Genomic DNA, 26,545 nt, shown 5'->3' on the forward strand with positions numbered 1-26,545 from the left:
AGGCCGGGGTATAAAATTGGCATTGAACATAGTGCACGCTGTTGAGTTCTCAAGAATCGGACACATCCCGCCTCCACACCAGAACGGTGCTTCACAACGGAAGTGATCGAAGATAATGTTGCTTGCGTCATACGCGTCTTCTCGGTAGACTAGGAGGCGTTTCTTTCTCCCTGTCGCCGTGGCAACTTGTATAACTTAGCACATCCGCAGGCCGTGTCAAATCCGGCTTCTTCGCGATGCCGTCACGCTCATAGGCGCTCCGACGTTGCTCGGTTCAGGACCTGAGTCCTGCGCCGGGCGGCGAAGTTGCTGGATCCGAGGAATCCTGCGAAGGCTTTACATCCGTGCGGCAGACCTGCTCCGAAAAGCTGTCTTACCGAGTGGATGGTCCCGATTGAGGCCGGGACGTAGGAGCTGCTGCTCTTTCCGTTTCCCTGCGGCCTTTGTGGCGACTCGGAATAAGTTACGCAGCGATCGCGGTGCTGTCAAACGACGGGCCGAATTCGCACATCCCGGGCGTGTCGGGATCAGGGGTCCTCCCCGTCGGCGCCCGGTTCCGCGGGCGGATCCGGGGTCCGAGCCGGCTGCATCGGACCGAGGCGGGCACCCGCGCGCGCGGGATCCGACTCCACCGAGTGGAAGGACCCTCCCCGGAAACGACGAGGAGCGCGCGACCCGGATCGCTCCGGTACCGCGCGCTCCTCGAGGGGATGCCGGGACTACGCCCCGATGCCGACCGCCTCGGGGGAGACGTCCGCACCGGGAGCCGAGGGCTCGAGCGCCTCGGCGACGCGCTGCGAGAGCGACGAGTCGACGTTCGCCCAGTACTGGAGCACGCGCTGCCGCAGCTCCGGACGGGTGACCTTCGACACGTGGCCGGCGATGTTCGCGACCAGGCGGGCGCGCGCGTCGTCGTCGAGGACCTCGCGGTAGAGCGTCCCCGCCTGACCGAAGTCGTCGTCCTCCGGGTGGAGGGTCGCCGCGGCGCGCGTCAGCTCGCCGTCGGTCTCCCAGCCGGCCGACTCCGCCGCCCGGGCGGGATCGGCGTGGGCGCCGCCCATCGTGTTCGGCGCGTAGACGGGCACCTCGGACTTCTGGAAGTCGAACCGCATGGGGCCGTCCTTCGAGTACGAGTGCACGGGCGACTTCGGCGCGTTCACCGGCAGCTGCGCGTGGTTGGTCCCCACGCGGTAGCGGTGCGCGTCGGCATAGCTGAAGATGCGCGCGAGGAGCATCTTGTCGGGGCTGGCCGCGATCCCGGGCACGAAGTTCGAGGGGGCGAACGCCGCCTGCTCGATCTGCGCGAAGTAGTTCTCGGGGTTCCGGTCGAGCGTCATGGTGCCGACCTCGATCAGCGGGTAGTCGGCGTGGGGCCAGACCTTGGTGAGGTCGAACGGGTTGAACCGGTAGCTCTTCGCGTCCTCGTACGGCATGACCTGCACGGACAGCGTCCACGAGGGGAAGTCGCCGCGGTCGATCGCGGAGGACAGGTCGCGGATGTGGAAGTCCGCGTCCTCACCGGCGATCTGGTCGGCCTGCTCCTGGCTCAGGATCTCGACGCCCTGGTCGGTCTTGAAGTGGTACTTGACCCAGAAGCGCTCGCCGGCGGCGTTGATCCACTGGTAGGTGTGCGAGCCGAAGCCGTCCATGTGCCGCCACGAGGAGGGGAGGCCGCGGTCGCCCATGAGCCATGTGACCTGGTGGGCCGACTCGGGCGAGAGGGTCCAGAAGTCCCACTGCATGTCGTGGTCGCGCAGGTGGCTGCCGGGCAGGCGCTTCTGCGAGCGGATGAAGTCGGGGAACTTGATGCCGTCGCGGATGAAGAAGACGGGGGTGTTGTTGCCGACGAGGTCGTAGTTGCCCTCGCTCGTGTAGAACTTCAGCGCGAAGCCGCGGGGGTCGCGCCAGGTGTCGGGCGAGCCCTGCTCGCCGGCGACCGTGGAGAACCGCGCGAGCATCTCGGTCTCGACTCCGGGCTGGAAGAGCGCGGCACGCGTGTAGGCGCTGACGTCGGCGGTGGTGGTGAAGCGTCCGAAGGCTCCGCCGCCCTTGGCGTGGACGACCCGCTCCGGGATGCGCTCACGGTTGAACTGGGCCAGCTTCTCGACGAGGTAGTGGTCGTGGAGCGCGAGGGGTCCGTCGGCTCCGACGCTCAGCGAGTGGTCGTCACTCGCGACCGGTGCTCCGGAGTTCGTGGTGGTGAATCGTTCCTCGGTCATGTTCCTCCTGTCGGCGAGGGGCACGGAGCCCGCCGCTGCGGTGTAGCGGATGTCGGTCAGTGGGCCAGGGCCAGGCAGTCGGGGCAGGTGCCCCAGAACGTGACGTCGGCGGTGTCCACGGCGAAGCCGCTCGCGGTCTGCGGATGCAGGCACGGCGCCTCCCCGACGACGCAGTCGACGTCGGCCACGGCCCCGCAGCGCCGGCACACCACGTGGTGGTGGTTGTCGCCGACCCGCAGCTCGAACCGGCGGGGGTGGCCCTCCGGCTCGATGCGGCGGACGATCCCGGCGTCGGTGAACGCCGAGAGCACTCCGTAGACCGCCTGGGCCGAAGCCTCGGGGAGGCCCTCGCGCACTCGGGCCAGGACCGCGTCCACCCCGGAGTGCGGGTGCTCCTCGAGAGCGAGGAGCACCGCGCGCCGGGTGGCGGTGACCTTGAGCCCGGAGGCTCGGAGCCGCTCGTCCACTGTCGTCATGCCGAGGACACTACCCGAGTTGTCTTGAGCGGATCAAAACAACGGGCGGCGTGGCGCGCTCATCCGGGTGAACGGCCGGGAACGCTCCGGCGGCCACGCGGAGGCTCCGATCAGGCGACCGGACCCTCGACCAGCACGACCTGGGCGGAGCGGGCGGCGCCCGCGGAGTCGGTCCACGAGATCGTCACCGACTCCCCGGGCTCGCGCTGCGCGAGCGAGGCGGACAGCTGGTCGGCCGAGGCGACGGCGACCCCGTCGACCGCGGTGACGACGTCCCCCGCCTCGAGGCCCGCCTGCGCGGCCGGCCCGCCCTCGACGACTCCGCCGATCACTGCTCCGGACGCGGTGGTCGCGAGCGCGCGCGAGGTCGGCGACGCGGTGCCGGAGGAGAGGGAGACGCCGAGGAAGGCCGGATAGCCGATCTCGACGGTGGCCGTGTCGGCGCCCGCCTCGATGGTGGCCACGATGTCCAGGGCCTTCGAGATCGGGATCGCGAAGCCGGTGATGTCGGCCGTCCCGCTGGAGGCGGCGGTGTCCATCCCCACGACGCGGCCGGCGGAGTCGACGAGCGGGCCGCCGGAGTCGCCGGAGACGATGTCGGCGTCGGTCTGGATCAGCCCGGTCAGCGTCTCGGCGGAGATCCCCGACTCGGAGCGGGTGGTGATCTGCTGATCGAGACCCGTGACCGTGCCGGTGGCGGCGACCAGGTCGCCCGTCCCTCCCGCGTTGCCGACGGCGGTCACGGTGTCGCCCACAGCGACCCCGTCCGTGTCGAGCGAGGCGGGGGTGAGGCCGGAGGCGTCCTCCAGCTGCAGGACGGCGACGTCGTTCGTCGCGTCGGTGCCGACGACGCGGGCGGTGTAGCTGCGGCCCGTCGACTCCACCGTGACCGAGATCGCGGTGGCGCCCTCGACGACGTGGTTGTTGGTGAGGATCATGCCGTCGGAGGTGAGGATCATGCCGGTGCCGGCCGAGCGGGCGCCCTGGTAGGTGAGCTCGGAGGTGATCGTGACCACCCCGGCGGTCTGCGCGGTGCTCGCGGCCACGGCGTCGGTCGCGCCGGTGGCCGGCTCGGAGGCGGAGGAGCCGCCCTGCGACGAGCCGTACGGGGAGGAGCCGCCCTGCGTCGAGCCGCCCCAGGAGGGGACGATCACGTACCCGCCGCCGAAGGATCCGCGCGAGCCGCCGGGGTAGACGATCGTGGCGGCGCCGGCCGAGGCGGAGGAGGCCGCCTCGGTGCGGCCGGCGGTGGCGACTCCGCCTGCTGTCACTCCGATCAGCACGGCGAGGCCGAGGCCGCCGGCGATCAGCGCCCGACGACGACGACGGTCGTCCGCGCGCAGCGCGCGCACCTCGTCGGCGCCCGTCGCCTCGGTGGTGGCGGGCTGGTCGGTGAGCTCTCGCTCGTCGGATTCGTGTCGCTCGTTCATGGTGTCGTCCTCGTGCCGGGGCCGCCCCTGACGGCGACCGGTTCCCATTCCACGCCCGGCCTCCCGGCGCCGCCTGGACGCTGCTTATGCGGTTCCTATGAGCGCTCGCCCCTCTGAATGGTTGTAGCGTCAACCAAAAGCGGGTAGCGTCTCCGCCGTGACCACCTCCTCCCCCGACCTGCTCGCTCCCGACACCGCGATGGGCGCGGTGACCCTCCGCGTCGCCGACCTCGACGGGATGATCGCCTACTACCGCGACGCCGTGACGCTCGAGCTGCTCTCGCACGACGGACCGGTCGCGGTGCTCGGCCGCGGCGGAGTGCCGGCCGTGATCCTCCAGCACGCGCCCGAGCTGGTGCACGCCTCGCCGCGCAGCGCCGGCCTCTTCCACACGGCGATCCTCTTCGAATCGGAGGCGGCGCTCGCCGCGGCCGTGTACAGCGTCGCGACCCGGCACCCCGGCTCCTTCACCGGCAGCTCCGACCACCTGGTCAGCAAGGCCTTCTACTTCGACGACCCCGAGCACAACGGCGTCGAGCTCTACTGGGACCGCGACCGCACGCAGTGGTCGTGGACGCACGGGCGGATCGAGATGAGCACGCTCTTCCTCGACCCGAACGCGTTCCTGCAGGAGCACCTCACCGAGGAGTCGATCGCGCAGCCGCGCCTCGGCGGCGCCTCCGTCGGCCACGTGCACCTGAGCGTGGGCGACGTCGCCACCGCGAAGGAGTTCTACGTCGACCGGCTCGGCTTCGAGACGACGATCGCGTACGGCGGGCAGGCGCTCTTCGTCTCGGCGGGCGGCTACCACCACCACATGGCGATGAACACCTGGAACTCGGCGGGCGCCGGACGCCGGCAGCAGGCCCTCGGCCTCGGACAGGTGGAGATCGTGGTGCCCGGCGCCGACGACCTCGGCGCGCTCGGCGAGCGGCTGGCCCGCTCCGGAGTCGCCACCCGCGACGACGGCCGCACCCTCGCCTTCGAGGACCCCTGGGCGAACGCGATCCGCGTCACGACCTCCTGAGCGCCGCCGACCGCGGGGACCCCCGCGGGTACGATGGTCGCGCGGAAGACCGCACTCCCCCGAGACTCCGGAGAACACGGTGCCCACGATCGTCGTTGAAGTCATGCCCAAGGCCGAGCTGCTCGACCCGCAGGGGAAGGCCGTCGCCGGCGCGCTCGCGCGACTGGGCCACTCCGCCCTCCACGGCGTGCGGGTGGGCAAGCGCTTCGAGATCACCGTCGACGAGGTGACCGACGAGGTGCGCGCCTCGGTGCAGCGCATCGCCGACGAGATGCTCTCGAACTCGGTGATCGAGGACGTCGTCGGGATCCACTACCCGGCGGAGGCCGCCCGATGAGGATCGGCGTCATCACCTTCCCCGGCTCGCTCGACGACCGCGACGCCCAGCGCGCCGTCCGGTTCGCGGGTGCGGAGCCGGTCGCGCTGTGGCACGGCGACCACGACCTCGACGGCGTCGACGCGATCGTCCTGCCCGGCGGCTTCTCCTACGGCGACTACCTGCGCTGCGGCGCCATCGCCTCCCACTCCCCGATCATGCGCGAGGTCGTCGACGCGGCGAACGCCGGGACCCCGGTCCTCGGCATCTGCAACGGCTTCCAGATGCTCACCGAGGCGCACCTGCTGCCCGGCGGCCTGATCGCGAACGACATCGGATCCTTCGTCTGCCGCGACCAGCGCCTGATGGTCGCGAGCACCGAGACCGCCTGGACGAACGGCTTCGAGCCCGGCCAGGAGATCACGATCCCGCTGAAGAACGGCGAGGGCGGCTACATCGCCTCGGCCGACACGCTGCTCGAGCTCGAGGCGGAGGGACGCGTCGTCGTCCGCTACCTCGGCCACAACCCGAACGGCTCCATGAACGACATCGCCGGCATCAGCAACCGCCGCGGCAACGTGGTGGGGCTCATGCCGCACCCGGAGCACGCCGTCGAGGAGGGCTTCGGGCCCGACACGGCCGCCGCGATGCGCTCGGGCGTCGACGGGCTGACCTTCTTCACGTCGGCGCTGAAGTCGCTGCTCGCCTCCGCCTGACGCATCCGGTCCGGCCGGCTCCGCCCGCCCGCGACGCACGAGACCCCCGGTTCCGGCCGGGGGTCTCGTGCGTGATGGGCGATGTTCGCGGCGCCGCTCAGGGCCCGGTCAGGACCTCGGGCTCGGGGGTCATCGAGATGGTGGGGATCGAGGCGGTGATCACGGTGCCGTCGGAGCGGCGGGTGCCCTCGATGTCGGACGTGGTCGGCGCTCCGTGCAGGCGGCGGCCCTGGTGCGTGAGCGGGACGCGCACGGGGCTGCCCGCGGCGACGTGCACGCGCTCGTCGCGGACGGTGATCGCGGCGGAGTCGCCGGTCTCGACCGTCAGCAGGACCTCGGCCTGCGTCACCTCGACGCGCACGCGCGTGCCGTGGAGGGTGATGCGGAAGGCGAGGCGGTCCCAGTCGTCGGGCAGGCGCGGGTCGAGCGTGATCCGGCCGCCGTGGTCGCGCATCCCGCCGAAGCCGTAGACGAGGGCGCTCCAGACGCCGCCCGTCGAGGCGACGTGGATGCCGTCCGCGGTGTTGCGGTGCAGGTCGGCGAGGTCGACGAACAGCGCGGACAGGAAGTAGTGGCGGGCCAGGTCGCTGTAGCCGACCTCGGCGGCGATGATCGACTGCACGACGGCCGAGAGGGTCGAGTCGCCGGTGGTCAGCGCGTCGTAGTACTCGAAGTCGGCGCGCTTCTGCTCGGCGGTGAACTCGTTGCCCTGCAGCAGCAGCGCGAGCACGACGTCGGCCTGCTTGAGCACCTGGAAGCGGTAGATCACCAGCGGGTGGAAGTGCAGCAGCAGCGGGCGCTTGCTCGCGGGGGTGTTCTCGAGGTCCCACAGCTCCTTCTCGAGGAAGGCCGCGTCCTGCGGGTGGATGCCCGCCCGCGCGTCGAAGGGGATGTGCATCTTCTCGGCGGCGCGCGCCCACTCGAGCACCTCGCCCTCGTCGAGAGCGAGGCGGTCGGCCATCCGCTCGTACGCGGCGGGCTCGACGGCCTTCAGCAGCTCGACGGCGCGGGCGGCCGAGCGGAGGTTCGCCCGGGCCATGACGTTCGTGTACAGGTTGTCGTTGACGACGGTCGTGTACTCGTCCGGCCCCGTCACTCCGTGGATGTGGAAGTGGTCGTCGCCGTTGCTGCGCCAGAAGCCCAGATCGGCCCACATCCGCGCGGTCTCGACGAGGATGTCGATCGCTCCGCGGGCGAGGAAGTCGTCGTCGCCCGTGGCACCCACGTACTGCATGAGCGCGTAGGAGATGTCGGCGTCGATGTGGTACTGAGCGGTGCCGGCGGCGTAGTACGCCGACGACTCCTGCCCGTTGATGGTGCGCCAGGGGAAGAGCGCGCCGCGCTGGTTGAGCTCGGAGGCGCGCGCCCGGGCTGCCTCGAGCATGTTCTGCCGGAAGCGCAGGGCGTTCCGGGCGACGAGGGGCGCCGTGTAGCTGAGGAACGGGAGGACGTAGACCTCGGTGTCCCAGAAGTAGTGGCCGCCGTAGCCGGAGCCCGAGACGCCCTTGGCCGCGACTCCGCCGCCGTCGGTGCGGGCGGTGGACTGGGCGAGCTGAAAGAGGTTCCAGCGGGTGGCCTGCTGGATCGCGGGCTGGCCGTCCAGCTGCACGTCGGAGCGGGTCCAGAAGTCGTCCAGCCACTCGCGCTGCTTGACGAACTGCTCCTCGACCGGCGTCTCGCGGGCGCGGTCGAGCGTGCGGTCGCAGCGGTCGGCGAGCTCGCGCACGGGCACGCCGCGGGAGGTGTGGTAGGTGAGCGTCTTGACCAGGCGGACCGGCCGGCCGGCCTTGGCCTTCACGCGGTAGACGTGCTTGGCGAGGTCGTCGTCGATCTGGGAGGTCTGGTCCCACTCGTTCTCGGTCTCGAGCTGGTGCTCGGCGCCGCAGGCCACGGTCATCTGGGAGTTGGTGGTCCGGTAGCCGAGGAGGTAGCGGGTGCCGCTGACGCGCTTGAGGCGCGGCTGGAGCACGCGGTCCTCGAACGACTCCGCCTTGCGCGGGTCGAAGCCGGCCCCCTCGCTGCCGGAGGGGGCGTGGTACTCGTCGACGCCGTCCTGGCGGTTGAGGATCTGGCTCGAGATCAGCACGGACGCGTCGTGGTCGAGCATCTCGACCTCGTAGTCGAGGATCGCGAGGTGCCGGTCGGTGAACGAGACCAGGCGGCGCGAGCGGATCAGGACGCGCTTGCCGGAGGGGGTGCGCCACTCCAGCTCGCGGGTGAGCACGCCGTTCGCGAAGTCGAGGCGCCGCGAGTAGGCGAGGACGTCGGCCTCGCTCAGCACGAAGGGCTCGTCGTCGACGTAGAGGCGGATGATCTTGGCGTCCGGCACGTTGACGATGGTCTGGCCGACGCGGGCGAAGCCGAACGCCTCCTCCGCGTGGCGGATGGGCCAGGTCTCGTGGAACCCGTTGATGAAGGTGCCGTAGGCGTAGCCGTCGCGCCCCTCCTCCACGTTGCCGCGGAGGCCGAGGTAGCCGTTGCCGGTGGCGAAGAGCGTCTCGGTGCGGCCCTGCAGCTCGGAGGCGAACTCGGTCTCGACGAGGGCCCACTCGTCGATCGGGAAGCGGTTCCGGTCGAGCGGGTCGGAGGTGATGGGGTTCATGCGGCGTCCTCGGGGGCGGGAGCGGTGGGGAGGAAGGGGAGCAGCTCGGCCAGGTCGTCCACGACCAGGTCGGCGCCGTGCTCGAGCAGGGTGTCGGCCCCGACTCCGCGGTCGACGCCGACGACGAGGCCGAAGCCGCCCGCGCGGCCTGCCGCGACTCCGGAGTGCGCGTCCTCGAGGACGGCGCACTCGGCGGCCAGGAGGCCGAGGAGCTCGGCCGCGTAGAGGTAGGTGTCGGGCGCGGGCTTGCCGGCGATCGAGCGCTCGGCGGCGAGGAGCCCGTCCACGACGACCTCGAAGCGGTCGCGGAGGCCGGCCGCCTCGAGCACCGGCACGCCGTTGCGGGAGGAGGTGACGACGGCGACCTGCACGCCCGCGGCGATCGCGGCGTCGACGAAGCGGAGCGAGCCCGGGTAGGGAGCGACGCCGGTCTCGGCGAGGGTGCGGTTGAAGGCGTCGTTCTTGCGGTTGCCGAGCCCGCAGACGGTCTCGAGCGACGGGTCGTCCTCGGGCGCACCCTCGGGGAGGGTGATGCCGCGCGAGGCGAGGAGCGCCCGGACGCCGTCGTACCGCGGGCGTCCGTCGATGTACCGGAAGTAGTCGGCGTCGGTGTAGCCCTCGGCGATCCCGCGCGAGGAGAGGTACTCCGTGAACAGCCGCGACCAGGCCTGCATGTGGACGTCGGCGGTCGGCGTGAGCACGCCGTCGAGGTCGAACAGGAGCGCGCGGACGCCGCGGAGGGCGGAGGCGTCGGGGCGCGTCGGGGATGCAGTCACGGCGGGGAGGACCTCTGATCGGGGGCAGGCGTTCGGCGGTTCCGCCGATGACGGTCGTCCGCCGCGGACTGCAGGTATCGTATACGCCCCCCGGCCGCCGTGTGGAACCGTTTACACGTCCGTCATCTGCGCGCCGCCGGGGGCGTCGATCCGCTCGGGGGCGAGGCGGTGCCGCCCGAGGGGGAGCATCAGCGGAGTGCCCGAGGTCGGGTCGGTGATGATGCGGCTGTCGAGGCCGAACACGGCGAGCACCGTCTCCTCGGTGAGCACCGCGGCCGGGGTGCCGGAGGCGTGCACCGCGCCGTGCGCGATGGCCACGAGGTGGTCGGCGTAGCGGGCGGCCATGTTGAGGTCGTGCAGCACCATCACCACCGTCGTCCCGCGGGTGCGGTTGAGGTCGACGAGCAGGTCGAGCACCTCGATCTGGTGGCTGACGTCGAGGAAGGTGGTCGGCTCGTCCAGCAGCAGCACGTCGGTCTCCTGCGCGAGGGCCATCGCGATCCAGACGCGCTGGCGCTGCCCGCCGCTGAGCTCGTCGACGGAGCGGTCGGCCAGGGCGGCGGTGTCGGTCGCGTCGAGCGCGGTCGCGACGGCCTCGTCGTCGTGGGCGCTCCAGCGGCTCAGCATCCCCTGGTGCGGATGGCGGCCTCGGCCGACGAGATCCGCGACGGTGATGCCCTCCGGGGCGATCGGCGACTGCGGGAGGAGGCCGAGCGTGCGGGCGAGCTGCTTCGCCGGCGTCCGGTGCACGGCCCTGCCGTCGAGCAGCACGGCGCCGGAGCGGGGCGCGAGCAGGCGCGACATCGAGCGCAGGAGCGTCGACTTGCCGCAGGCGTTCGCTCCGACGATCGCGGTGATGCGGCCGGGCGGGACGACGAGGTCGAGGCCGTCGACGACGGTCCGGTCGCCGTAGCCGAGGGTGACCCCCTCGGCCGTCAGGGTGTGCGCGGTGGTCACAGTGAGCCTCCCGCTCTGTTGCTGCGGACGATGAGGTAGACGAGGTACGGCGCCCCGAGGACGCCGGTGACCACTCCGACCGGGTAGCGCAGGCCCAGCCCGAACTGCCCGACGAAGTCGGCGACGAGCACGAGCAGCGCGCCGACGAGGGCCGAGGGGATGAGGAGCGACGCGCCGGGCCCGATCAGGCGGGCGGCGATCGGGCCGGAGAGGAAGGCCACGAACGCGATCGGGCCGGCGGCGGCCGTCGCGAAGGCGATCAGCCCGACCGCGGCGACGATCACGACGAGGCGGGTGGCGTTCACGCGGATGCCGAGCGCGGAGGCGGTGTCGTCGCCGAGCTGCGTGGCGGAGAGGTCGCGCGAGCGCGAGAGCAGGACGGGGGTGAGGACGACGACCGCGGCGAGGACCGGCACGACCTCGCTCCAGCTCGCGCCGTTGAGGCTCCCGGTGAGCCAGCGGGACGCCTCCTGCAGGTCCCACGCCGCGGCCTGCGAGAGCACGTAGGCGGTGAGGGAGTCGAGCATCGCGGCGACCCCGATGCCGATCAGGATCAGCCGGGTGCCGGCGACTCCGCTGCGGTAGGACAGGGCGTAGACGAGCAGGGCGACCACGAGTCCCGCGACGATCGCGAGGGCCGAGACCTGCGCGGCCCCGAGCGAGAGCGTCACGATGGCGAAGGCCGCGGCGGCGCTCGCCCCGGCGCTGATCCCGATGATGTCGGGGCTGGCGAGCGGGTTGCGGAGCATGGTCTGGAAGCTCACTCCGCCGAGCCCGAAGCACAGGCCCACCAGGAGGGCGAGGACGGCGCGCGGGAGGCGGAGGCGCCCGACGGTGAAGCTCGCCCCGGGGACCTGCTCGCCGAGGATCACGCGCAGCACCTCGTCGGGCGAGTAGACGGTCTGGCCGACCAGCAGGGAGACGGCGAGGACGGCCGCGATCAGGACAGCGAGGACGGCGACGACGATCCGGCGGCGGGCCCCGCGGCGGCGGCGGCCGGCCGCGACGGCGCGGGCGGTGGCGGAGGGCGCCTCGAGCAGCGCGGTCACAGCTCGCGCACCTTCTGGCGGCGGACGATCGCGATGAACACCGGGGCGCCGACCAGCGCGGTGACGATGCCCACGTCGATCTCGCTCGGGCGCGCGACGACGCGGCCGACGATGTCGGCGGCGATCAGGAGCACGGCGCCGGTCACCGCCGAGAACGGCAGCAGCCAGCGGTGGTCCACACCGACGAGGAGGCGGCAGGCGTGCGGGACGACCAGGCCGACGAAGCCGATGGGCCCCGTGACCGCGGTCGTCGCTCCGCAGAGCACGACCGCGCCCAGGGCGGCCCCGCCGCGCGCGAGGGCGACCCGCTCCCCCAGGCCCGCGGCGAGCTCGTCGCCGAGCGCGAGGGTGTTGAGGCTCTTGGCCGAGAGCACGCAGAGGACGATGCCGGCCAGGAGGAAGGGGAGCACCTGCGCGATGCTCGCGGACGTCGCGCCGCCCACTCCGCCGATCTGCCAGGAGCGGATGCCGCCCGCGATGTCGGCGCGCGGCAGGACGATCGCGCTGATCACCGAGACCAGCGCGGCCGAGGTGGCGGCGCCGGCCAGGGCGAGCTTGAGCGGAGTCGCGCCGCCGCGCCCGAGCGAACCGACCGTGTAGACGAAGACCGCGGCGACCGCGGCCCCGCCGATCGCGACCCAGACGTAGGCGGCGGAGCTCGTCAGCCCGAAGAAGACGATGCCCGTCACGACCGCGAGCGAGGCTCCGGTGTTCACCCCGAGGATGCCGGGGTCGGCCAGCGGATTGCGGGTCACCCCCTGCATCAGCACGCCGGCGACGCCGAGGGCCGCGCCCGCGATCGCGGCGAGCACGGTGCGCGGGATGCGCTTGGCGACCGCGGCCTGCGCGAACCCGTCCGTGGACCCGCCGAACGCGGCGACCACGTCGCTCCACGCCACCTCCCGCGACCCCACCAGCACCGACACCACGGCGGCGGCGAGCAGCACGGCCACGGCCGCGAGCAGCCAGAGGGCGCGCAGCCGCCTCGGGCGGCGCACGGCGGCGACGCCCGAGGCGGCGGGAGGAGCGGCGAGGGTCACGCGGGTCGGGTCCCGGCTCAGGCGGCCGGAGTGCTCTGCGCGGCCTTGGCGGCGGCCTCGTCGAGCAGGTCCAGGTAGTCGTCGAGGACCCACGAGATCGAGAGCGGCGTCGGGTTGGCGGCGGTGCCGAGCGGGGTGGAGGGCAGGCGCACGATGGCGTCGTCGGCGACCGCGGGGATCTGCGAGAGCAGCGGGTCGGCCTTGAGGGTGCTCACGAGCTCGTCGTCGCCGTAGGTGACGATCACGTCGACGTCGCTGAAGGCGTCGGCCTGCTCGGCGCTCTGCGTGAGCGAGAACTTGTCGGTCGCGGCGGAGGCGGTGGCGATGCTGCCCGGGGTGGCCATGCCGAGGTCCTCGAAGAACGCGGGGCGGGTGTCGTGCGAGGTGTAGAAGCTGACCTGGCTGAGGTCCGTCGGGTCGACGTGGGTGAGGAACATCGCCGAGGTGCCGGCCAGCTGCGGGTGCGCGGCGACCTTCTCCTCGATCTCGCCCTCGAGCTCGGTGATCAGGGCGGCGCCCTCGTCGGCCCTGCCCATCGCCTCGCTGTTCAGCGTGATCATGTCGCGCCAGGAGGTGCCCCAGGCGGTCTCGGGGTAGGCGACGACGGGGGCGATCTCGCTCAGGGTGTCGTAGTCCTCCTGCGTGAGGCCGGAGTAGGCGGCGAGGATGACGTCCGGGTCGGTGTCCGAGACGGCCTCGAAGTCGATGCCGTCGGTCTCGTCGAAGAGGACGGGGGTCTCGGCGCCGAGCTCGTCGAGCTTCTCGCTCACCCAGGGGAGGAGCCCGTCGCCGTCGTCGTCGCCGAAGTTGGCGGCGGCCATGCCCACGGGGACGACACCCAGCGCGAGCGGGACCTCGTGGTTGGCCCAGTTGACGGTCGCCACGCGCTCGGGGGCCGACTCGATGGTGGTGGTGCCGAGAGCGTGCTCGATCGTGATCGGCGTGAAGCCGCTGTCGGCGGCGGCGTCGTCTCCGGCGGCCGAGCCGCTGCAGCCGGCGAGGCCGATCGTCAGCGCGGTGGCGGCGAGCAGGGCGAGGGGCGTGGTGGCGCGGGGCATGGGTCCCTTTCGAGAGGCTGTGCGGGAGGCGGCGCAGGGTCCGAGTGGACCGGCACTAAGGACAGCCTAACCAAAGAATGTGCGTGCTCTCAGCCCCGATTCCTCGCCTCCCGAGGTCGGAGGCGCCCCGAGGCGCCGCTCGCGGAGCCCGGAGACGGCCCTGCCGCGGCCGCGGACGTCACGCCGTCGCGAGCCTCTCGACGGTGCGCAGGTTCCGGGTCGTGGTGCTCGAGCGGTAGGCGGAACGGGCGAGGATCCTCGCGACCGGAGTGTCCGTCGAGGAGCCGCGCGGGCAGCGCCAGTAGAGGACACCGGCGCCCCGGGCGACGAGCTCGACCGCCGGATCCGGCTCGCCGATCGCGGCCTGCGCGGCGTCGAGCGCCTCCTCGTCCGAGCCGAAGACGACGTACGGATGCGCCTCCTCGTCGATCCGCGGGAACGGGTAGGCGGCGAGCACCGCGGCGAGCGCCTCCTGCGTCACGAGCACGATCCAGGCGTCGTAGCCGAACCGCTCGGCGAGCGCCGCCTCGAGCGCGGGCTTCAGCTCGGCGGCCGGGCGGTCGGAGTCGAAGGCCGCGTTGCCGCTCGCGAGGACCGTCCGCACCCGGTCCACGCCGATCCCGGCGACCGTCTCGGCGAGCTCGGCGCTGCGGACGGTGCGGCCGTTCACGTTCACTCCGCGGAGGAGGGCGAGGAACCGGGTCATGCGGCCGACGGTAGCGTGACGGCATGGCGCGAGGAAGCGGACGACGACGACCCCGGCGGACCCTCGAGGAGGAGATCCTGCGGGCGAGCGAGCGCGGACCCGGGGCGAGGACGCGGGCGGAGACCGTCCCTCCCTCCGGACGCCGGCTGGTGGCGCCGCCCGCCTCGGGCACCCTGCTCCACGTCGACGTGGACGCGCTGGTGGCGCTCGCCGCGCGGGAGGACCTGCTGATCGCGCTGGAGCGGCGGATCGGCGAGCACGCGGTGGCCGCGACTCCGGTGCTCTCGTGGTGGTCGGCGACTCCGTCGGTCCCGGGCGAGGAGGAGGAGCGTCGGCTCGACGCGCTCGTGCTGCGGACGGTGGAACTCGGGGCGGGGCCGGCCGAGGACGTGGACTCGCGGCTGCGGGAGCTGGCGCACGAGGGCGGTCTGGACGAGCTGGGCTCCGCTCTGGCGCTGCTCGCGCGGGTCCCGGATCCGCCGGCGGCGTTCCAGGATCCGGACGGGTTCCTGCGCGTGACGGTCCCGGAGTCGCCGTTCGAGCGGCGGCTCGAGGTCCTCGCGGAGGCGCAGGGCCGGGCGGGCGAGCTGCTGGTGCTGCTGCGCGACTGCGCGTTCACCGCGACCCTGCCGCGGCGACGCTCGGCGATCGCAGCGATGAGCGGGCGGATCCGCGCGGCCGCGGACCAGGGGCGCCTCGACTCCCGGCGGCTGGACGAGCTCGCGGAGGCGGTGGACGCGGCGCTCGAGAAGCGGTGGACCGTGCTCTGACGGCGGTCCGCGTTACGGGCGCGCCCGTCGCGGTGACCGTTCGCGCACCGGTTCAGCCCCCGCGCACCCCGGGTGAATAGGCTGGACGGATGCCTCTCACCGGTCTCGACCTCCGCCGCTTCCCCGCCGCCCTGAACGACGAGGGCGGTCCCGATGCCGCCACCGCCGCGTGGGCCACCGCGATCAACGCGGGCTTCCACGAGAAGGAGTTCACGCCGGAGAAGCTGCGCGACTGGGCCGAGCACATGGTCGCCGACCAGCGCGTGCTCACCGCGGTCGTCGACTCCTCCGCCCCCGAGGGGCTCGACGGCGCGGGCGTGCCGGTCGGCACCTACGCGGCGTTCCCCGGGGCCCTGCAGGTCGGCGGGGGACGCGAGCTGCCGGCGCACCTGGTGTCGCAGGTGACCGTGCGGCCCACGCACCGGCGCCGCGGCATCCTGCGCGCGATGATCACCGAGGACCTGCGCCTGGCGAAGGAGGCCGGCACCCCGGTCGCCGCGCTCACGGCGAGCGAGGCCTCCATCTACCGCCGGTTCGGCTTCGGCCGCTCGGCCTTCACCCGCTCGATCCGCGTCGACACCGGGCCGCGCTTCGGCCTGCAGACCGAGCCCGCCGGCCGCGTCGAGGTGGTCGCGACGAGCTGGCTGCAGCCGCGCATCCCCGCGGTGTTCGCCGCGTTCCAGGCGTCGACCCCCGGCTCGCTGACCCGCCAGTCGCGCTACGAGGCGAACTCCGTCGGCACCGCGTCCGGCGAGACCACGCCCGGCCTCGACGTCCGCTCGGCCGTCCACCTCGACGAGGAGGGGACGCTCGACGGCTTCGTGACCTACCGCGCGGTCGGGCCCGAGGACGACAAGACCCTCGAGATCGTCGACCTCGTCGCACCCGGCGCCGACGCCTATCTCGCGCTCTGGGGCTACCTCGGCGCGGTCGACCTCGCCTCCGCGGTGACCTGGGACATGGCGCCGGTGGACGATCCGCTGACCTGGGCGCTCCGCGACGCGCGCGTGGTGCAGGTGAGCCACGTGGGCGACCTGATCTGGCTGCGGATCCTCGACGTCGCCGCCGCGTTCTCGGCCCGGCCGTGGACCGCTGACGGCTCGGTCGTGGTCGAGGTGGCCGACGGGCTCGGGCTCTCCGACGGCCGCTACCGCCTCACCGCCTCGGGCGGCTCCGCCACCGTGGAGCGCACCGGGGACGAGGCCGAGCTCGCGCTGGACGTGGCCGACCTGGGCTCGCTGCTGCTGGGCTCGGTGCGGCCGTCGATCCTGGTGAAGGCCGGGCTGGCGCGCGTCACGGGCGAGGCGGGGCGGATGGACCGCCTGTTCGCGCCGGTCGCGACGCCGTACTGCATCTCGTTCTTCTAAGAGGCACCGCCCTCCCGGCGGCACCGCCCTCTCGGCGGCAGCGCGCGGCCGGCGGTGTCCGGCTCCCGCGCCGCCGCCGCCGTCCCCCGCACCTCAGCCGCCGCGCACTGCCAGCCGCCTCCGGGCGTCCGCGCATCCCGCGTCGGTCATGCTGGAGGACCCGTCCCCGACACCGGCAGGAGTTCCGCGTGGGTGCATCCGTGATCGTCGACGTCATCGTCGTGCTGAGCCTCATCGGCGCGCTCGTCGACGGTCTGCGGCGCGGTCTGCTCCGGACCCTCGGCGGTCTCGCCGGGATCGTCGCGGGCGCGATCGGCGCATCGTTCGCCGTGCCCGCCGTCTCGTCGTGGGCGGCCGGCAGCGAGTGGCGCCTGCTCGCCGTGATCGGCACCGCCGTGCTGCTGCTGGGCGTCGGCTACGCGATCGGAGCGACGCTCGGCGCGGTCATCGGCCGCGGAGCCGACCGCGTGAAGCTCGGCCTGCTCGACCGGCTCGCCGGCGGCGTCGCCGGCGTCGCGATCTCCGGCCTGGTCTGGATCGCCGTCACCTCGGCCGTCTCCCTCCTCGGCGTCCCCCTCGTCACGACCTCGGTCGCCGGATCGACGGTCATCCGCACGATCGACGACCTCACCCCCTCCCCCGTCCGCGCCTTCCTCGCCCAGCTGCAGTCGACCGTGGTCGACGAGGGCACCTCCTGGGTGGTCGAGGCGCTCGACGCACCGACCCAGGCGCCCGCGATCCCGGACGTCTCGACCGACGACCCGGAGGTCGCCGCCGCCACCCGCTCGGTCGTGCGCGTCTCCGGCACGGCCTGGGCCTGCGACGTCGGAGTGACGGGCAGCGGCTTCGTCGTCTCGGACGACCGCGTCATCACCAACGCGCACGTGGTCGGCGGAGTCTCGCAGCCGGTCGTCGAGGCGCCGGGCGAGGCCCCGCGCACCGGCCGAGTCGTCTACCTGGACCCGGCCGCCGACCTCGCCGTGATCGCCGTCGACGGGCTCGACGCCTCCCCGCTCCCGCTCGACGACGCCGTCGCCGCCGGGGACGACGCGGTGGTCGCGGGCTACCCCTTCGGCGGCCCGCTGACCCTCGGCTCGGCCGAGATCTCCTCCGACGCCACGGTCTCGCTGATGGTCGACGGAGCACCGACCTCACGGGAGGTCCTGACCCTCGCCGCCGTCGTCAACCAGGGCAACTCGGGGGGCCCGCTGCTCTCTCTCGAGGGCACCGTGTCGGGCGTCGTCTTCGGCAAGGCCGCCTCCGTCGACAACGTCGGCTACGCCATCCCGCTCTCGGTCCTCACTCCCGTGGTCGAGCAGGCCGCCTCGCTGACGGACGCCGTCGATCCGGGGGCCTGCCGCTCGAAGTGAGCGGTCACGGCAGCGGTCCGTCGACCAGCACGAGGGTGAGGTCGTCGAGCCGCACCGTCTCGGGCCGCGCCGACTCGAGGTAGGCGGACACGCGCGGATCGACGGGGAAGCGCGCCGACCGCTCGATCGCGATGGCGACGATCCCTGCGGACGACGGATCGGTCGTCACCCGGTCGCCGATGTAGGGCACGTAGACGCCCGAGGACATGCCCTGCGCGAGGACCAGGCCGCCGTCGAGGCCGCGCTCGCGCAGCACGTCGGCCACCCGCGCGATCCCGGTCGGCCGCTCCTGGGCGATCCCCGCCGAGGTGGCGATCGCGATCACGAGGGAGGCGGCCAGCAGCACCGCGCCGGCGCCGCGGGCGAGGGGCACGGGCAGCACGATCCCGCCGCGCAGCGCGTCCGCGATGCCGACGCCCGCCAGCGCGCAGAGGAGCCACGCCCACGCCGCGTAGTAGTGCGGCAGCGCGACCGAGCTGATCGCCAGGTGGAACACGAGGAGGAGCAGCGTCGCGGCGCCCAGGTAGAGCACCAGCGCGCGGCGCCGCGGAGCGAGCAGGGCCAGCAGGGTCCCGAGGAGCAGCACGGCGAGCGCCGCCGGCCCGATGCCGACGAGCATGAACCAGAGGTTCGCCCACCACGGAGGGAAGACGTACGCGGTCCCGGCGACCTCGATCAGGTGGCCGTCGGCGTTGTGCTCGGACTGGAACTCGAGCAGGTACCGGACCGCCTCGACCGGGTGCACCGGCAGGTAGGCGAGCACCCCGGTGACGACGAACGCGACGGAGAGGGCGAGGCCGCCCCGCAGAGCCCGGGCCCTGCTCCCCGACCACAGCAGCGGCAGCAGGAGCACGGGCGCGAGGACCGCGGTGGTCAGCTTCGAGGTGATCGACAGCGCCAGCAGCGCACCGGCCAGCGCGATCAGCCAGCCGCTCCGCCTGCCCGGCGAGGCGCGCGACCAGGTCCACGCCGCCGCCATCGCCGCGACGGCGAAGAGCACCATGAACGGCTCCAGGAGCGCGAGGCGGTCGATCCGGGTGCCGGCGCCCACGGCAGTGCGCGGGAGGAGGAAGAACAGGCCGGCCGGGACGAGCGCGAGCGTCGGGCCGAGCTCGCGCCGGAACCAGAGCCAGAGCACCACCCCGGTGAGGAACGCGGCCGCGCCGGCGGCGATCCTGCCCGCGAGCAGCCCCTCGCCGAGCAGCACCTGCGCGAGCCCGATCAGGTACTTCGCCGTCGGCGGATGCTCGAGGTTCGCGCTCACGTCGCCGTGCAGGTAGTCCCACCCCGCGGCGAGGTACACGGGCTCGTCCGACGAGATGTTCGCCGCTCCGAGGTTCCCGAAGCACTGGTAGAGCCCCCACAGCACGGTCCCGATCAGAGCCGCCCGCTTCACCCGCCCGATCCTAGGCGCCGCTGCCCGCACCGCTCCACCGGAGGGCCCGGGCCCCGGCGACCGCGGCGGGTAGGATCGACGCGCATCCCGTCCCCCTCCCCTGGAGCCTCCAGCACATGGCAGACAGCCGCACCGCCGTTCCCGACACCACTGCGAACGCGGAGGCGACGCCCGAGCGGGAGCAGCCCTACGCGGCCCTCGGACTCAAGCCCGACGAGTACGCGAGCATCCGCGAGATCCTCGGCCGCCGCCCCACGAGCGGCGAGCTCGCGATGTACTCGGTGATGTGGAGCGAGCACTGCTCCTACAAGTCGTCGAAGATGTACCTCCGCCAGTTCGGGCAGAAGGTCTCCCCCGCCATGAAGAAGAACCTCATGGTCGGCATGGGCGAGAACGCCGGAGTGGTCGACGTCGGCGAGGGCTGGGCCGTCACCTTCAAGATCGAGAGCCACAACCACCCGAGCTACATCGAGCCCTTCCAGGGTGCGGCGACGGGGGTCGGCGGCATCGTCCGCGACATCATCTCGATGGGCGCCCGGCCGGTCGCGGTGATGGACGCGCTGCGCTTCGGGGCGATCGACGACCCCGACACCGCGCGCGTGGTGCACGGCGTCGTGGCCGGCATCTCCTTCTACGGCAACTGCCTCGGCCTGCCGAACATCGGCGGCGAGACCTACTTCGACTCGGTCTACCAGGGCAACCCGCTCGTCAACGCGCTGGCCGTCGGCGTCCTCCGCCACGAGGACCTGCACCTCGCGAACGCCCGCGGCGTCGGCAACAAGGTCGTGCTGTTCGGGGCGCGCACCGGAGGCGACGGCATCGGCGGCGCGTCGATCCTCGCCTCCGACACCTTCGCCGACGGCGGACCGACCAAGCGTCCCGCGGTGCAGGTCGGCGACCCGTTCGCCGAGAAGGTGCTCATCGAGTGCTGCCTCGAGCTGTTCCGCAAGGACCTCGTCGAGGGCATCCAGGACCTGGGCGCCGCGGGCATCTCGTGCGCCACGTCGGAGCTGGCCTCCAACGGCGACGGCGGCATGTTCATCGAGCTCGACTCGGTGCTGCTGCGCGACCCCTCGCTCACGGCGGAGGAGATCCTCATGTCGGAGTCGCAGGAGCGGATGATGGCCGTCGTCACGCCCGAGAAGCTCGACGCGTTCCTCGAGGTCGTCGGCAAGTGGGACGTCGAGACCAGCGTGCTCGGCGAGGTCACCGACTCCGGCCGCCTCATCATCAACTGGCACGGCGAGGAGATCGTCAACGTCGACCCGCGCACCGTCGCGGTCGACGGCCCGGTCTACGAGCGCCCGATCGAGTACCCCTCCTGGCTCGACGCGCTGCAGGCCGACTCCTCCTCCCGACTGCCCCGCTCGACCGGCGGCGACGCGCTGCGCGCCGAGACCCTGGCGCTCCTGGGCTCGGCGAACCTCGCCGACAAGAGCTGGATCACCTCGCAGTACGACCGCTACGTGCTCGGCAACACCGCGCTCAGCTATCCCGACGACGGCGGCATGGTCCGCGTCGACGAGGAGTCGGGCCTCGGCTTCGCGGTCGCGACCGACGCGAACGGGCGCTGGTGCCAGCTCGACCCGGCGCAGGGCGCCCGCCTGGCGCTGGCGGAGGCGTTCCGCAACGTCGCCGTCACCGGAGCGACCCCGGTCGCCGTCTCGGACTGCCTCAACTTCGGCAGCCCCGAGAACCCCGAGGTGATGTGGCAGTTCCGCGAGGCCGTGGGCGCGCTCGCCGACGCCTGCCTCGAGCTCGAGATCCCCGTCACCGGCGGCAACGTCTCGTTCTACAACCAGACCGGCGACGTGCCGATCTTCCCGACCCCGGTCGTCGGCGTCCTCGGCGTGATCGACGACGTCGCGCGCCGTATCCCCTCCGGCTGGCAGGACGAGGGCGACAACCTCTACCTCCTCGGCACCACCCGCGACGAGCTCGACGGCTCGGCGTGGGCCGGCACGATCCACGACCACCTCGGCGGGCTGCCCCCGCAGCTCGACCTGGGCGCCGAGCGCGCGCTGGCCGAGCTGATCTCGGCGGGCGCGAAGGAGTCGCTCATCGCCTCCGCCCACGACCTCGCCGACGGCGGGCTCGTGGTGGCGCTGGCCGAGTCGGCGCTGCGCTTCGGCGTCGGGGCGCGCATCTGGCTCGACGAGCTGATGGAGCGCGACGGCGTCGACGCGACGGCCGCGCTGTTCTCGGAGTCGACCGGCCGCGTGCTCGTGTCGGTGCCGCGCGAGGACGACGTGAAGTTCCGCGGGCTCTGCGAGGGCCGGGGCTACCCGGTGCTGCGCATCGGCGTGACCGACGCGGCGACCCCCGCGGTCGAGGTGCAGGGCCTCTTCACGCTGCCGCTGGACGAGCTGCGCTCGGTGAACGGCGCCGTGCTGCCGCGCCACTTCGGCTGAGCCTCCGGGCGATCCGAGTCCGCAGGAGTCGCGGTGGTCGAGCTGGACCACCGCGACTCCTGCGGTACCGGCTCCGCTCCGGAGTTCCGTGATTACGGAATGTTTGCAATAGTGGAGGCATGACCTCCTCCCGAGACCTCGCCGGCGAGGTCGACGAGCTCCGAGCGCGGCTGGACCGCCTCGAGCGCGCCGACACCCCCGCCGCGCCCGCCACCGACGATCCGCTCTGGGCCCTGACCGCTCTCCGCGAGCGCCTGCCCTCTCCCGGCGGAGTCGTCTTCGCCGGCTCGGTCGCCACTCCGGCCGGCCCCGTCGAGTGGCAGTACGGCCTCAGCACCGACGCGTTCTTCGAGCGCGATTGGGGAGCGAGCCCCGGGCCGACCGCGCTCGCCGCGCTGGGCAGCCCCGTGCGTCTGCGGTTCCTGCAGGCGGTGGCCGGCGGAGTCGAGACCGTCGCGCAGCTCGCCGAGAGCGAGGGCGCGGGCACCACCGGGCAGATCTACCACCACGTCAACCAGCTGGTCGCCGCCGGCTGGCTGGAGGCGCGCGGCCGCGGTCGCTACGGCGTCCCGCCGGAGCGCCTCGTCCCCCTGCTCGTGATCCTGCTCGCCTCCGGAGGACCCCGATGACCCGCCGCCGCCTCGCCCTCGCCGCCGCCTCCGCCGCGGCCGTCGTCCTGCTCGGCGGAATGCTGCTCCGTCCCTCCGCTCCCACACTCTCGACCGAGGCGACCGGCGACGCCGAGATCGCCGGGTGGCTCCGGACCGACGTCGGAGACGGCGCGCGGAACCACCTCGTCGCCGCCGTGATCACGCCCGACGGCGTGCGCTACGGCGGACTCGGAGCCGACGAGCGGACCGAGGTCGAGATCGGATCGGTCACGAAGACGATGACCGCGCTCCTCCTCGCCCGGAGCGCCTCCGAGGGGACGGTCGGGCTCGAGGACCCCGCCGCCGAGCACGCCGACGTCGGCGGCTTCACCGGGACGCTCGAGGAGCTGGCGACCCACCGCTCCGGCCTGCCGCGCCTCCCCACCGGTGTCGGCGACCTCGCCTCGACGCTCGTCGCCCAGCTGCGCGGCACGGACCCCTACGCGGGCTGGTCGGCCGACGACGTCCTCCGGCAGGCCGCCGAGGCGGACCAGGGCGAGCACGTGCACGCCTACTCGAACCTCGGTGCGGCGGTGCTGGGCCAGACGCTCGCCCGCGCCGAGGGCCGCGACTACGCCGACCTCCTCCGCGAGCGCGTCCTCGATCCGCTCGGGATGACCGCGACCTCCGTCCCGGAGACCGCGGACGCCCTCCCCGCCGACGCGCCGACCGGCTTCTCGGCGAGCGGGCGGTCCGTCGACGCGTGGACGATGGCGGGCTACGCGCCGGCGGGCGGCGTCCGCTCCACGGCGGCGGACATGGCCCGCTACGCGCTGGCCCTCCTCACCGACGACCCCGCGCTGGGGGTGCCCGCGGCGAGCCTCCTGGATCCGCGGTTCGACGCCGACGGGGCGCGGATCGGCCTCGGCTGGTTCACCTCGGAGTCGGAGGACGGCGGATCCGTGACCTGGCACAACGGAGGGACCTCCGGCTACTCGACGATGCTCGCGATGGACCGGGAGCGCGGCCTAGCCGTGTTCGTCAACGGGGACACGGCGAGCTCGGTCGACGAGCTCGGTCTGCGCCTGCTGCAGCGCGCCGGGGAGGAGTCGTGATGATCGCCTCGATCCTCGTCCTGCTCGTCGTCGCGTTCACCGTCGGCCGCTTCGCCCTGGGGAGCATCCCCCGGCGCCGGGCGGCCGGGTTCCTCGACCGCGACCGCGTCCGGACGCTCGCCCGCGGCGTCGAGGCCGTCGCCGTGCTGCTGCTCGGGCGGGCGCTCGTCGACTGGTCGGCGCTGACGCTGCTCCCCTGGGCCGTGCTGGTGGCTCTCACCGCGGCCGGGGCGGCCGGCGCCGTGCTGCGCTGGGACGGGCTGCCGTGGTTCGAGGACCCGGCGCGCCGCCACTCGCGGACGACCGGGCTCGCGGCGACCGTCGCCGTGTCGGCGGTCCTGATCGGCGTCCTGGGCTGAGCGCCGTGTAGGTGCCGTCGGATCCGCGCCTTCCGCGGTGGTCGCGTGCTGCTGCGAGGCGGGAGGAGTGGCGGCGGGCGCGGGCGGGAGCGGCGTCAGCCGGTCTGCGCGGGGAGGTCGTCGGGCTCGGCGTTGTCGAGGACGCGGCCGTTCTGGTCGCCGACGCTCAGGACGGTCGTCGGGCGGAGGTTGAGGGTGTCGCCGCCGTAGAGGCTGTCGATGTCGACGCCGTCGCGGCGCACCGAGTTCAGCGCGGAGAGGTAGTCGGAGCTGATGCAGAACCGGTCCGCGATCCGCTCGCTGATGTCGCCCGCTGCCACCAGGTAGGAGGCCGGGGCGCCGTCGGAGGCGGTGCTCGCCGTCCCGGTCGCGCCGACGCGGGTGCCGCGGTCGCGCACGCGCTCGAGGTCGACGCCGTCGAGCGTCCCCTCGTCGAGCGCCTGGACGACGCACTCGCCCGAGACGTCCTCGACGGGTGCGGGAGTGGTCGAGACGCTCGGCACCGGCCGCGGCGCGGAGTCGGCTCCGGCGGCGGGCGGTGCGGTGGAGGCGGTCGGCTCGGCGGGTGGGGCGGCGGGGCTCGTCGCCTCCGCCGTGCAGCCGGCGAGCAGGACCACGGCGGAGAGGGCGATCACGAGGCGCTGCGTCGTCCGGACCATTCCGCGACTCTAACCCGGCACCCGGGCGGCCGGGCGCCACCGCGCCCAGCGGGCTGCGGGCGATCCGGTCGAGGCCGCTGGACCCGGCCGACGCGCAGGCCCGACCGAGGCGGGGCTCGGGCGGCCCCTGGACGGCGCGCCCCCGATTGACCTCCCCCGTCGATCGCACCCATGCCGAGCACCTGTTGGACACGCGGCCCGAACCGGAGTCGACTGGGACCATGCAGTACACGCACCTCGGTCGCACCGGCCTGTCCGTCTCCCGCACCGTCCTCGGCACCATGAACTTCGGCATGCAGACCGAGGAGTCCGACTCGTTCGCGATCATGGACCGCGCGCACGAGCTCGGCGTCAACTTCTTCGACACCGCCAACGTCTACGGAGGCGAGGCCGGCCGCGGCGCCACCGAGGAGATCGTGGGCCGCTGGTTCGCGCAGGGCGGCGAGCGCCGCGAGCGCACCGTCCTCGCGACCAAGGTCTTCGGCGACATGGGCGAGTTCGCCGCTCCCGGAGCCGAGCGCGGCCGCGACTCCTGGCCCAACGGCGGCCGCCTCTCGGCGCTCACCCTGCGCCGCGCGCTCGACGAGAGCCTCCGCCGCCTGCAGACGGACCACATCGACCTCTACCAGTTCCACCACGTCGACCGGACGACTCCCTGGGACGAGATCTGGCAGGCGATGGAGGTCGCCGTCCAGCAGGGCAAGGTCCTCTACGTCGGCTCCAGCAACTTCGCCGGCTGGCACCTCGCCCAGGCGCAGGAGGCGGCGCGCGCCCGCCACTTCACCGGCCTCGCCTCCGAGCAGTCGATCTACAACCTGCTCGTCCGCGACGTCGAGCGCGAGGTCCTGCCCGCCGCGCTGCACTACGGGCTCGGCGTCATCCCCTGGTCGCCGCTGCAGGGCGGACTGCTGGGCGGCGTCCTCGAGAAGACCGCGGAGGGCGGGCGCCGCTCCTCCGAGCGCACCCTCGCCGCGATCGAGGAGCACCGTCCCGCGCTCGAGCAGTGGGAGGCGTTCGCCCGCGAGCGCGGCGAGGCGCCCGGCGAGCTGGCGCTGGCGTGGCTCCTCCACCAGCCCGCCGTCACCGGTCCGATCACCGGGCCGCGGACGCTCGAGCAGCTCGAGAGCGCCGTCGCCGCCGTCGACATCACCCTCGACGCCGAGGCCCTCGCGCGCCTCGACGAGATCTTCCCCGGCCACCGGACAGCCCCCGAGGACTACGCCTGGTGACCACCCACCCCACTGCGAAGGAGCATTCATGAAGCAGCGCACTCTCGGCGACCTCCAGGTCGGCGCGATCGGACTCGGCGGCATGCCGATGTCGATCGAGGGCCGCCCGGACCGCGAGCGCTCGATCGCCACGATCCACGCCGCCCTCGACGCCGGCGTGACCCTGATCGACACGGCCGACGCCTACCACCTCGCCACCCAGGACGACCTCGGCCACAACGAGCTGCTGATCGCGGAGGCGCTGCGCAGCTACGGCGGCGACACCTCCGCCGTGCTCGTCGCCACCAAGGGCGGCCACCTGCGGCGCGAGCCCGGCCCCTGGGACCAGGACGGCCGCCCCGAGTACCTCAAGGAGGCGGCCCGCGCGTCCGCGAAGCGCCTCGGCGTCGACGCGATCGGCCTCTACCAGTACCACCGGCCCGACCCGGCGGTCCCCTACGCCGACTCGATCGGAGCGCTGGCCGAGCTGCTCGACGAGGGCGTCGTCCTCCGCGCGGGAATCTCGAACGCCGACCCGGACCAGATCCGCGAGGCGCACGGCATCCTCGGCGAGCGCCTGGTCTCGGTGCAGAACCAGTTCTCGCCGTCGTTCCGCTCCAGCGAGCCGGAGCTCGAGCTCTGCGCCGAGCTCGGACTGGCGTTCCTGCCGTGGAGCCCGCTCGGCGGCATCTCCTCGGCGGGCGAGCTCGGCTCGCGCTACTCCGCGTTCGCGGCGGTCGCCGAGGCCCGCGGCGTGACGCCGCAGGTCGTCTGCCTCGCCTGGGAGCTGGCGAAGGCCCCGGTCGTGCTGCCGATCCCGGGCGCCTCCCGCCCCGAGAGCATCCGCGACTCCGCCACGGCGGCCGACCTGGAGCTCACGCCCGAGGAGCTGGCCTCGCTCGACTGAGCCCGTTCATGACGGAGGAGG

General features: G+C 73.2%; 24 protein-coding genes. 12 read left to right on the forward strand and 12 right to left on the reverse strand.

What is annotated here, in order from left to right; genetic code table 11:
- Positions 1-719: 719 nt before the first annotated feature.
- The 3 genes from C5C10_RS11485 to C5C10_RS11495 all read right to left on the reverse strand — a co-directional run bounded on the left by C5C10_RS11485 (position 720) and on the right by C5C10_RS11495 (position 4,125).
- Positions 720-2,219, reverse strand: a complete 1,500-nt coding sequence (locus C5C10_RS11485; protein WP_104269005.1) for a catalase — start codon at positions 2,217-2,219, stop codon at positions 720-722.
- 56 nt (positions 2,220-2,275) lie between these two features.
- Positions 2,276-2,695, reverse strand: coding sequence for a Fur family transcriptional regulator (locus C5C10_RS11490; RefSeq protein WP_104222735.1), 420 nt, complete (start codon positions 2,693-2,695; stop codon positions 2,276-2,278).
- A gap of 110 nt (positions 2,696-2,805) precedes the next feature.
- Positions 2,806-4,125, reverse strand: coding sequence for a S1C family serine protease (locus C5C10_RS11495; protein WP_104329288.1), 1,320 nt, complete (start codon positions 4,123-4,125; stop codon positions 2,806-2,808).
- 199 nt (positions 4,126-4,324) lie between these two features.
- On the opposite strand from C5C10_RS11495, the gene C5C10_RS11500 reads away from it, so the two are divergent.
- The 3 genes from C5C10_RS11500 to purQ all read left to right on the forward strand — a co-directional run bounded on the left by C5C10_RS11500 (position 4,325) and on the right by purQ (position 6,184).
- Positions 4,325-5,152: a VOC family protein gene (locus C5C10_RS11500; protein ID WP_104239376.1), complete on the forward strand. Its 828-nt coding sequence runs from the start codon at positions 4,325-4,327 to the stop codon at positions 5,150-5,152.
- 79 nt (positions 5,153-5,231) lie between these two features.
- Complete coding sequence (purS, locus tag C5C10_RS11505; RefSeq protein ID WP_104222736.1) at positions 5,232-5,489, forward strand: phosphoribosylformylglycinamidine synthase subunit PurS; 258 nt, start codon at positions 5,232-5,234, stop codon at positions 5,487-5,489.
- Positions 5,486-6,184: a phosphoribosylformylglycinamidine synthase subunit PurQ gene (gene purQ, locus C5C10_RS11510; RefSeq protein ID WP_104222737.1), complete on the forward strand. Its 699-nt coding sequence runs from the start codon at positions 5,486-5,488 to the stop codon at positions 6,182-6,184. Before purS ends, purQ begins: the two co-directional genes overlap by 4 nt.
- Before the next feature lie 97 nt (positions 6,185-6,281).
- Here the strand turns inward: purQ and C5C10_RS11515 are convergent, their stop codons facing one another.
- From C5C10_RS11515 to C5C10_RS11545, 7 genes are all read right to left on the reverse strand, one after another.
- Positions 6,282-8,786: a glycoside hydrolase family 65 protein gene (locus tag C5C10_RS11515; RefSeq protein ID WP_104329289.1), complete on the reverse strand. Its 2,505-nt coding sequence runs from the start codon at positions 8,784-8,786 to the stop codon at positions 6,282-6,284.
- Positions 8,783-9,562, reverse strand: a complete 780-nt coding sequence (locus C5C10_RS11520; RefSeq protein ID WP_104329290.1) for an HAD family phosphatase — start codon at positions 9,560-9,562, stop codon at positions 8,783-8,785. Before C5C10_RS11520 ends, C5C10_RS11515 begins: the two co-directional genes overlap by 4 nt.
- Before the next feature lie 111 nt (positions 9,563-9,673).
- On the reverse strand, positions 9,674-10,519 hold the full coding sequence (locus C5C10_RS11525; RefSeq protein ID WP_104222740.1) for an ABC transporter ATP-binding protein: 846 nt from the start codon (positions 10,517-10,519) through the stop codon (positions 9,674-9,676).
- Positions 10,516-11,568, reverse strand: a complete 1,053-nt coding sequence (locus tag C5C10_RS11530) for an iron ABC transporter permease (RefSeq protein WP_258060555.1) — start codon at positions 11,566-11,568, stop codon at positions 10,516-10,518. The genes C5C10_RS11525 and C5C10_RS11530 overlap by 4 nt, the downstream gene beginning before the upstream one ends.
- Positions 11,565-12,608 (reverse strand): iron ABC transporter permease, encoded by a 1,044-nt coding sequence (locus C5C10_RS11535; protein WP_104329291.1) that lies wholly within the window; start codon positions 12,606-12,608, stop codon positions 11,565-11,567. The genes C5C10_RS11530 and C5C10_RS11535 overlap by 4 nt, the downstream gene beginning before the upstream one ends.
- Before the next feature lie 17 nt (positions 12,609-12,625).
- Positions 12,626-13,666, reverse strand: a complete 1,041-nt coding sequence (locus C5C10_RS11540) for an iron-siderophore ABC transporter substrate-binding protein (RefSeq protein WP_104222743.1) — start codon at positions 13,664-13,666, stop codon at positions 12,626-12,628.
- A 178-nt stretch (positions 13,667-13,844) separates the two neighbouring features.
- Positions 13,845-14,372, reverse strand: coding sequence for a DUF1697 domain-containing protein (locus C5C10_RS11545; protein ID WP_104247463.1), 528 nt, complete (start codon positions 14,370-14,372; stop codon positions 13,845-13,847).
- Between the two features lie 23 nt (positions 14,373-14,395).
- On the opposite strand from C5C10_RS11545, the gene C5C10_RS11550 reads away from it, so the two are divergent.
- The 3 genes from C5C10_RS11550 (at position 14,396) to C5C10_RS11560 (ending at position 17,879) form a co-directional block, all read left to right on the forward strand.
- On the forward strand, positions 14,396-15,142 hold the full coding sequence (locus C5C10_RS11550; RefSeq protein ID WP_104329292.1) for a DUF2254 family protein: 747 nt from the start codon (positions 14,396-14,398) through the stop codon (positions 15,140-15,142).
- Between the two features lie 89 nt (positions 15,143-15,231).
- Complete coding sequence (locus C5C10_RS11555; protein WP_104329293.1) at positions 15,232-16,509, forward strand: GNAT family N-acetyltransferase; 1,278 nt, start codon at positions 15,232-15,234, stop codon at positions 16,507-16,509.
- A 188-nt stretch (positions 16,510-16,697) separates the two neighbouring features.
- Positions 16,698-17,879: a MarP family serine protease gene (locus tag C5C10_RS11560; protein WP_258060556.1), complete on the forward strand. Its 1,182-nt coding sequence runs from the start codon at positions 16,698-16,700 to the stop codon at positions 17,877-17,879.
- A gap of 4 nt (positions 17,880-17,883) precedes the next feature.
- On the opposite strand, the gene C5C10_RS11565 is transcribed toward C5C10_RS11560, so the two are convergent.
- Positions 17,884-19,275, reverse strand: coding sequence for a glycosyltransferase family 39 protein (locus C5C10_RS11565; RefSeq protein WP_181073449.1), 1,392 nt, complete (start codon positions 19,273-19,275; stop codon positions 17,884-17,886).
- 116 nt (positions 19,276-19,391) lie between these two features.
- Here C5C10_RS11565 and purL point away from each other — a divergent pair, with 116 nt between their 5' ends.
- The 4 genes from purL to C5C10_RS11585 all read left to right on the forward strand — a co-directional run bounded on the left by purL (position 19,392) and on the right by C5C10_RS11585 (position 23,750).
- Complete coding sequence (gene purL / locus C5C10_RS11570; RefSeq protein ID WP_104222748.1) at positions 19,392-21,686, forward strand: phosphoribosylformylglycinamidine synthase subunit PurL; 2,295 nt, start codon at positions 19,392-19,394, stop codon at positions 21,684-21,686.
- A 119-nt stretch (positions 21,687-21,805) separates the two neighbouring features.
- Positions 21,806-22,315: a winged helix-turn-helix domain-containing protein gene (locus C5C10_RS11575; protein ID WP_104329295.1), complete on the forward strand. Its 510-nt coding sequence runs from the start codon at positions 21,806-21,808 to the stop codon at positions 22,313-22,315.
- Entirely contained in the window at positions 22,312-23,391 is a 1,080-nt protein-coding gene (locus tag C5C10_RS11580; protein WP_104329296.1) for a serine hydrolase, read from the forward strand. Before C5C10_RS11575 ends, C5C10_RS11580 begins: the two co-directional genes overlap by 4 nt.
- Entirely contained in the window at positions 23,391-23,750 is a 360-nt protein-coding gene (locus C5C10_RS11585; RefSeq protein ID WP_104329297.1) for a hypothetical protein, read from the forward strand. Before C5C10_RS11580 ends, C5C10_RS11585 begins: the two co-directional genes overlap by 1 nt.
- A 95-nt stretch (positions 23,751-23,845) precedes the next feature.
- Here the strand turns inward: C5C10_RS11585 and C5C10_RS11590 are convergent, their stop codons facing one another.
- The gene (locus tag C5C10_RS11590; protein ID WP_104222752.1) at positions 23,846-24,409 is read right to left on the reverse strand and encodes a hypothetical protein; all 564 of its coding nucleotides are present in this window, start codon (positions 24,407-24,409) and stop codon (positions 23,846-23,848) included.
- A gap of 221 nt (positions 24,410-24,630) precedes the next feature.
- Here C5C10_RS11590 and C5C10_RS11595 point away from each other — a divergent pair, with 221 nt between their 5' ends.
- Both C5C10_RS11595 and C5C10_RS11600 read left to right on the forward strand, forming a co-directional pair.
- Entirely contained in the window at positions 24,631-25,638 is a 1,008-nt protein-coding gene (locus C5C10_RS11595; RefSeq protein ID WP_104222753.1) for an aldo/keto reductase, read from the forward strand.
- 28 nt (positions 25,639-25,666) lie between these two features.
- Positions 25,667-26,524 (forward strand): aldo/keto reductase, encoded by an 858-nt coding sequence (locus C5C10_RS11600; RefSeq protein ID WP_104239446.1) that lies wholly within the window; start codon positions 25,667-25,669, stop codon positions 26,522-26,524.
- Positions 26,525-26,545: the final 21 nt, after the last annotated feature.

This window comes from Rathayibacter sp. AY1A3 (genome assembly GCF_002930975.1).
Taxonomy (GTDB): domain Bacteria; phylum Actinomycetota; class Actinomycetes; order Actinomycetales; family Microbacteriaceae; genus Rathayibacter.

Bases quoted from the DNA above. Each gene is read 5' to 3' on its own strand.
- C5C10_RS11485 (WP_104269005.1), bottom strand. From the start codon at position 2,219: ATGACCGAGGAACGATTCACCACCACGAACTCCGGAGCACCGGTCGCG.
- C5C10_RS11490 (WP_104222735.1), bottom strand. From the start codon at position 2,695: ATGACGACAGTGGACGAGCGGCTCCGAGCCTCCGGGCTCAAGGTCACC.
- C5C10_RS11495 (WP_104329288.1), bottom strand. From the start codon at position 4,125: ATGAACGAGCGACACGAATCCGACGAGCGAGAGCTCACCGACCAGCCC.
- C5C10_RS11500 (WP_104239376.1), top strand. From the start codon at position 4,325: ATGGGCGCGGTGACCCTCCGCGTCGCCGACCTCGACGGGATGATCGCC.
- purQ (WP_104222737.1), top strand. From the start codon at position 5,486: ATGAGGATCGGCGTCATCACCTTCCCCGGCTCGCTCGACGACCGCGAC.
- C5C10_RS11515 (WP_104329289.1), bottom strand. From the start codon at position 8,786: ATGAACCCCATCACCTCCGACCCGCTCGACCGGAACCGCTTCCCGATC.
- C5C10_RS11540 (WP_104222743.1), bottom strand. From the start codon at position 13,666: ATGCCCCGCGCCACCACGCCCCTCGCCCTGCTCGCCGCCACCGCGCTG.
- C5C10_RS11545 (WP_104247463.1), bottom strand. From the start codon at position 14,372: ATGACCCGGTTCCTCGCCCTCCTCCGCGGAGTGAACGTGAACGGCCGC.
- C5C10_RS11550 (WP_104329292.1), top strand. From the start codon at position 14,396: ATGGCGCGAGGAAGCGGACGACGACGACCCCGGCGGACCCTCGAGGAG.
- C5C10_RS11555 (WP_104329293.1), top strand. From the start codon at position 15,232: ATGCCTCTCACCGGTCTCGACCTCCGCCGCTTCCCCGCCGCCCTGAAC.
- purL (WP_104222748.1), top strand. From the start codon at position 19,392: ATGGCAGACAGCCGCACCGCCGTTCCCGACACCACTGCGAACGCGGAG.
- C5C10_RS11575 (WP_104329295.1), top strand. From the start codon at position 21,806: ATGACCTCCTCCCGAGACCTCGCCGGCGAGGTCGACGAGCTCCGAGCG.
- C5C10_RS11580 (WP_104329296.1), top strand. From the start codon at position 22,312: ATGACCCGCCGCCGCCTCGCCCTCGCCGCCGCCTCCGCCGCGGCCGTC.
- C5C10_RS11585 (WP_104329297.1), top strand. From the start codon at position 23,391: ATGATCGCCTCGATCCTCGTCCTGCTCGTCGTCGCGTTCACCGTCGGC.
- C5C10_RS11590 (WP_104222752.1), bottom strand. From the start codon at position 24,409: ATGGTCCGGACGACGCAGCGCCTCGTGATCGCCCTCTCCGCCGTGGTC.
- C5C10_RS11595 (WP_104222753.1), top strand. From the start codon at position 24,631: ATGCAGTACACGCACCTCGGTCGCACCGGCCTGTCCGTCTCCCGCACC.
- C5C10_RS11600 (WP_104239446.1), top strand. From the start codon at position 25,667: ATGAAGCAGCGCACTCTCGGCGACCTCCAGGTCGGCGCGATCGGACTC.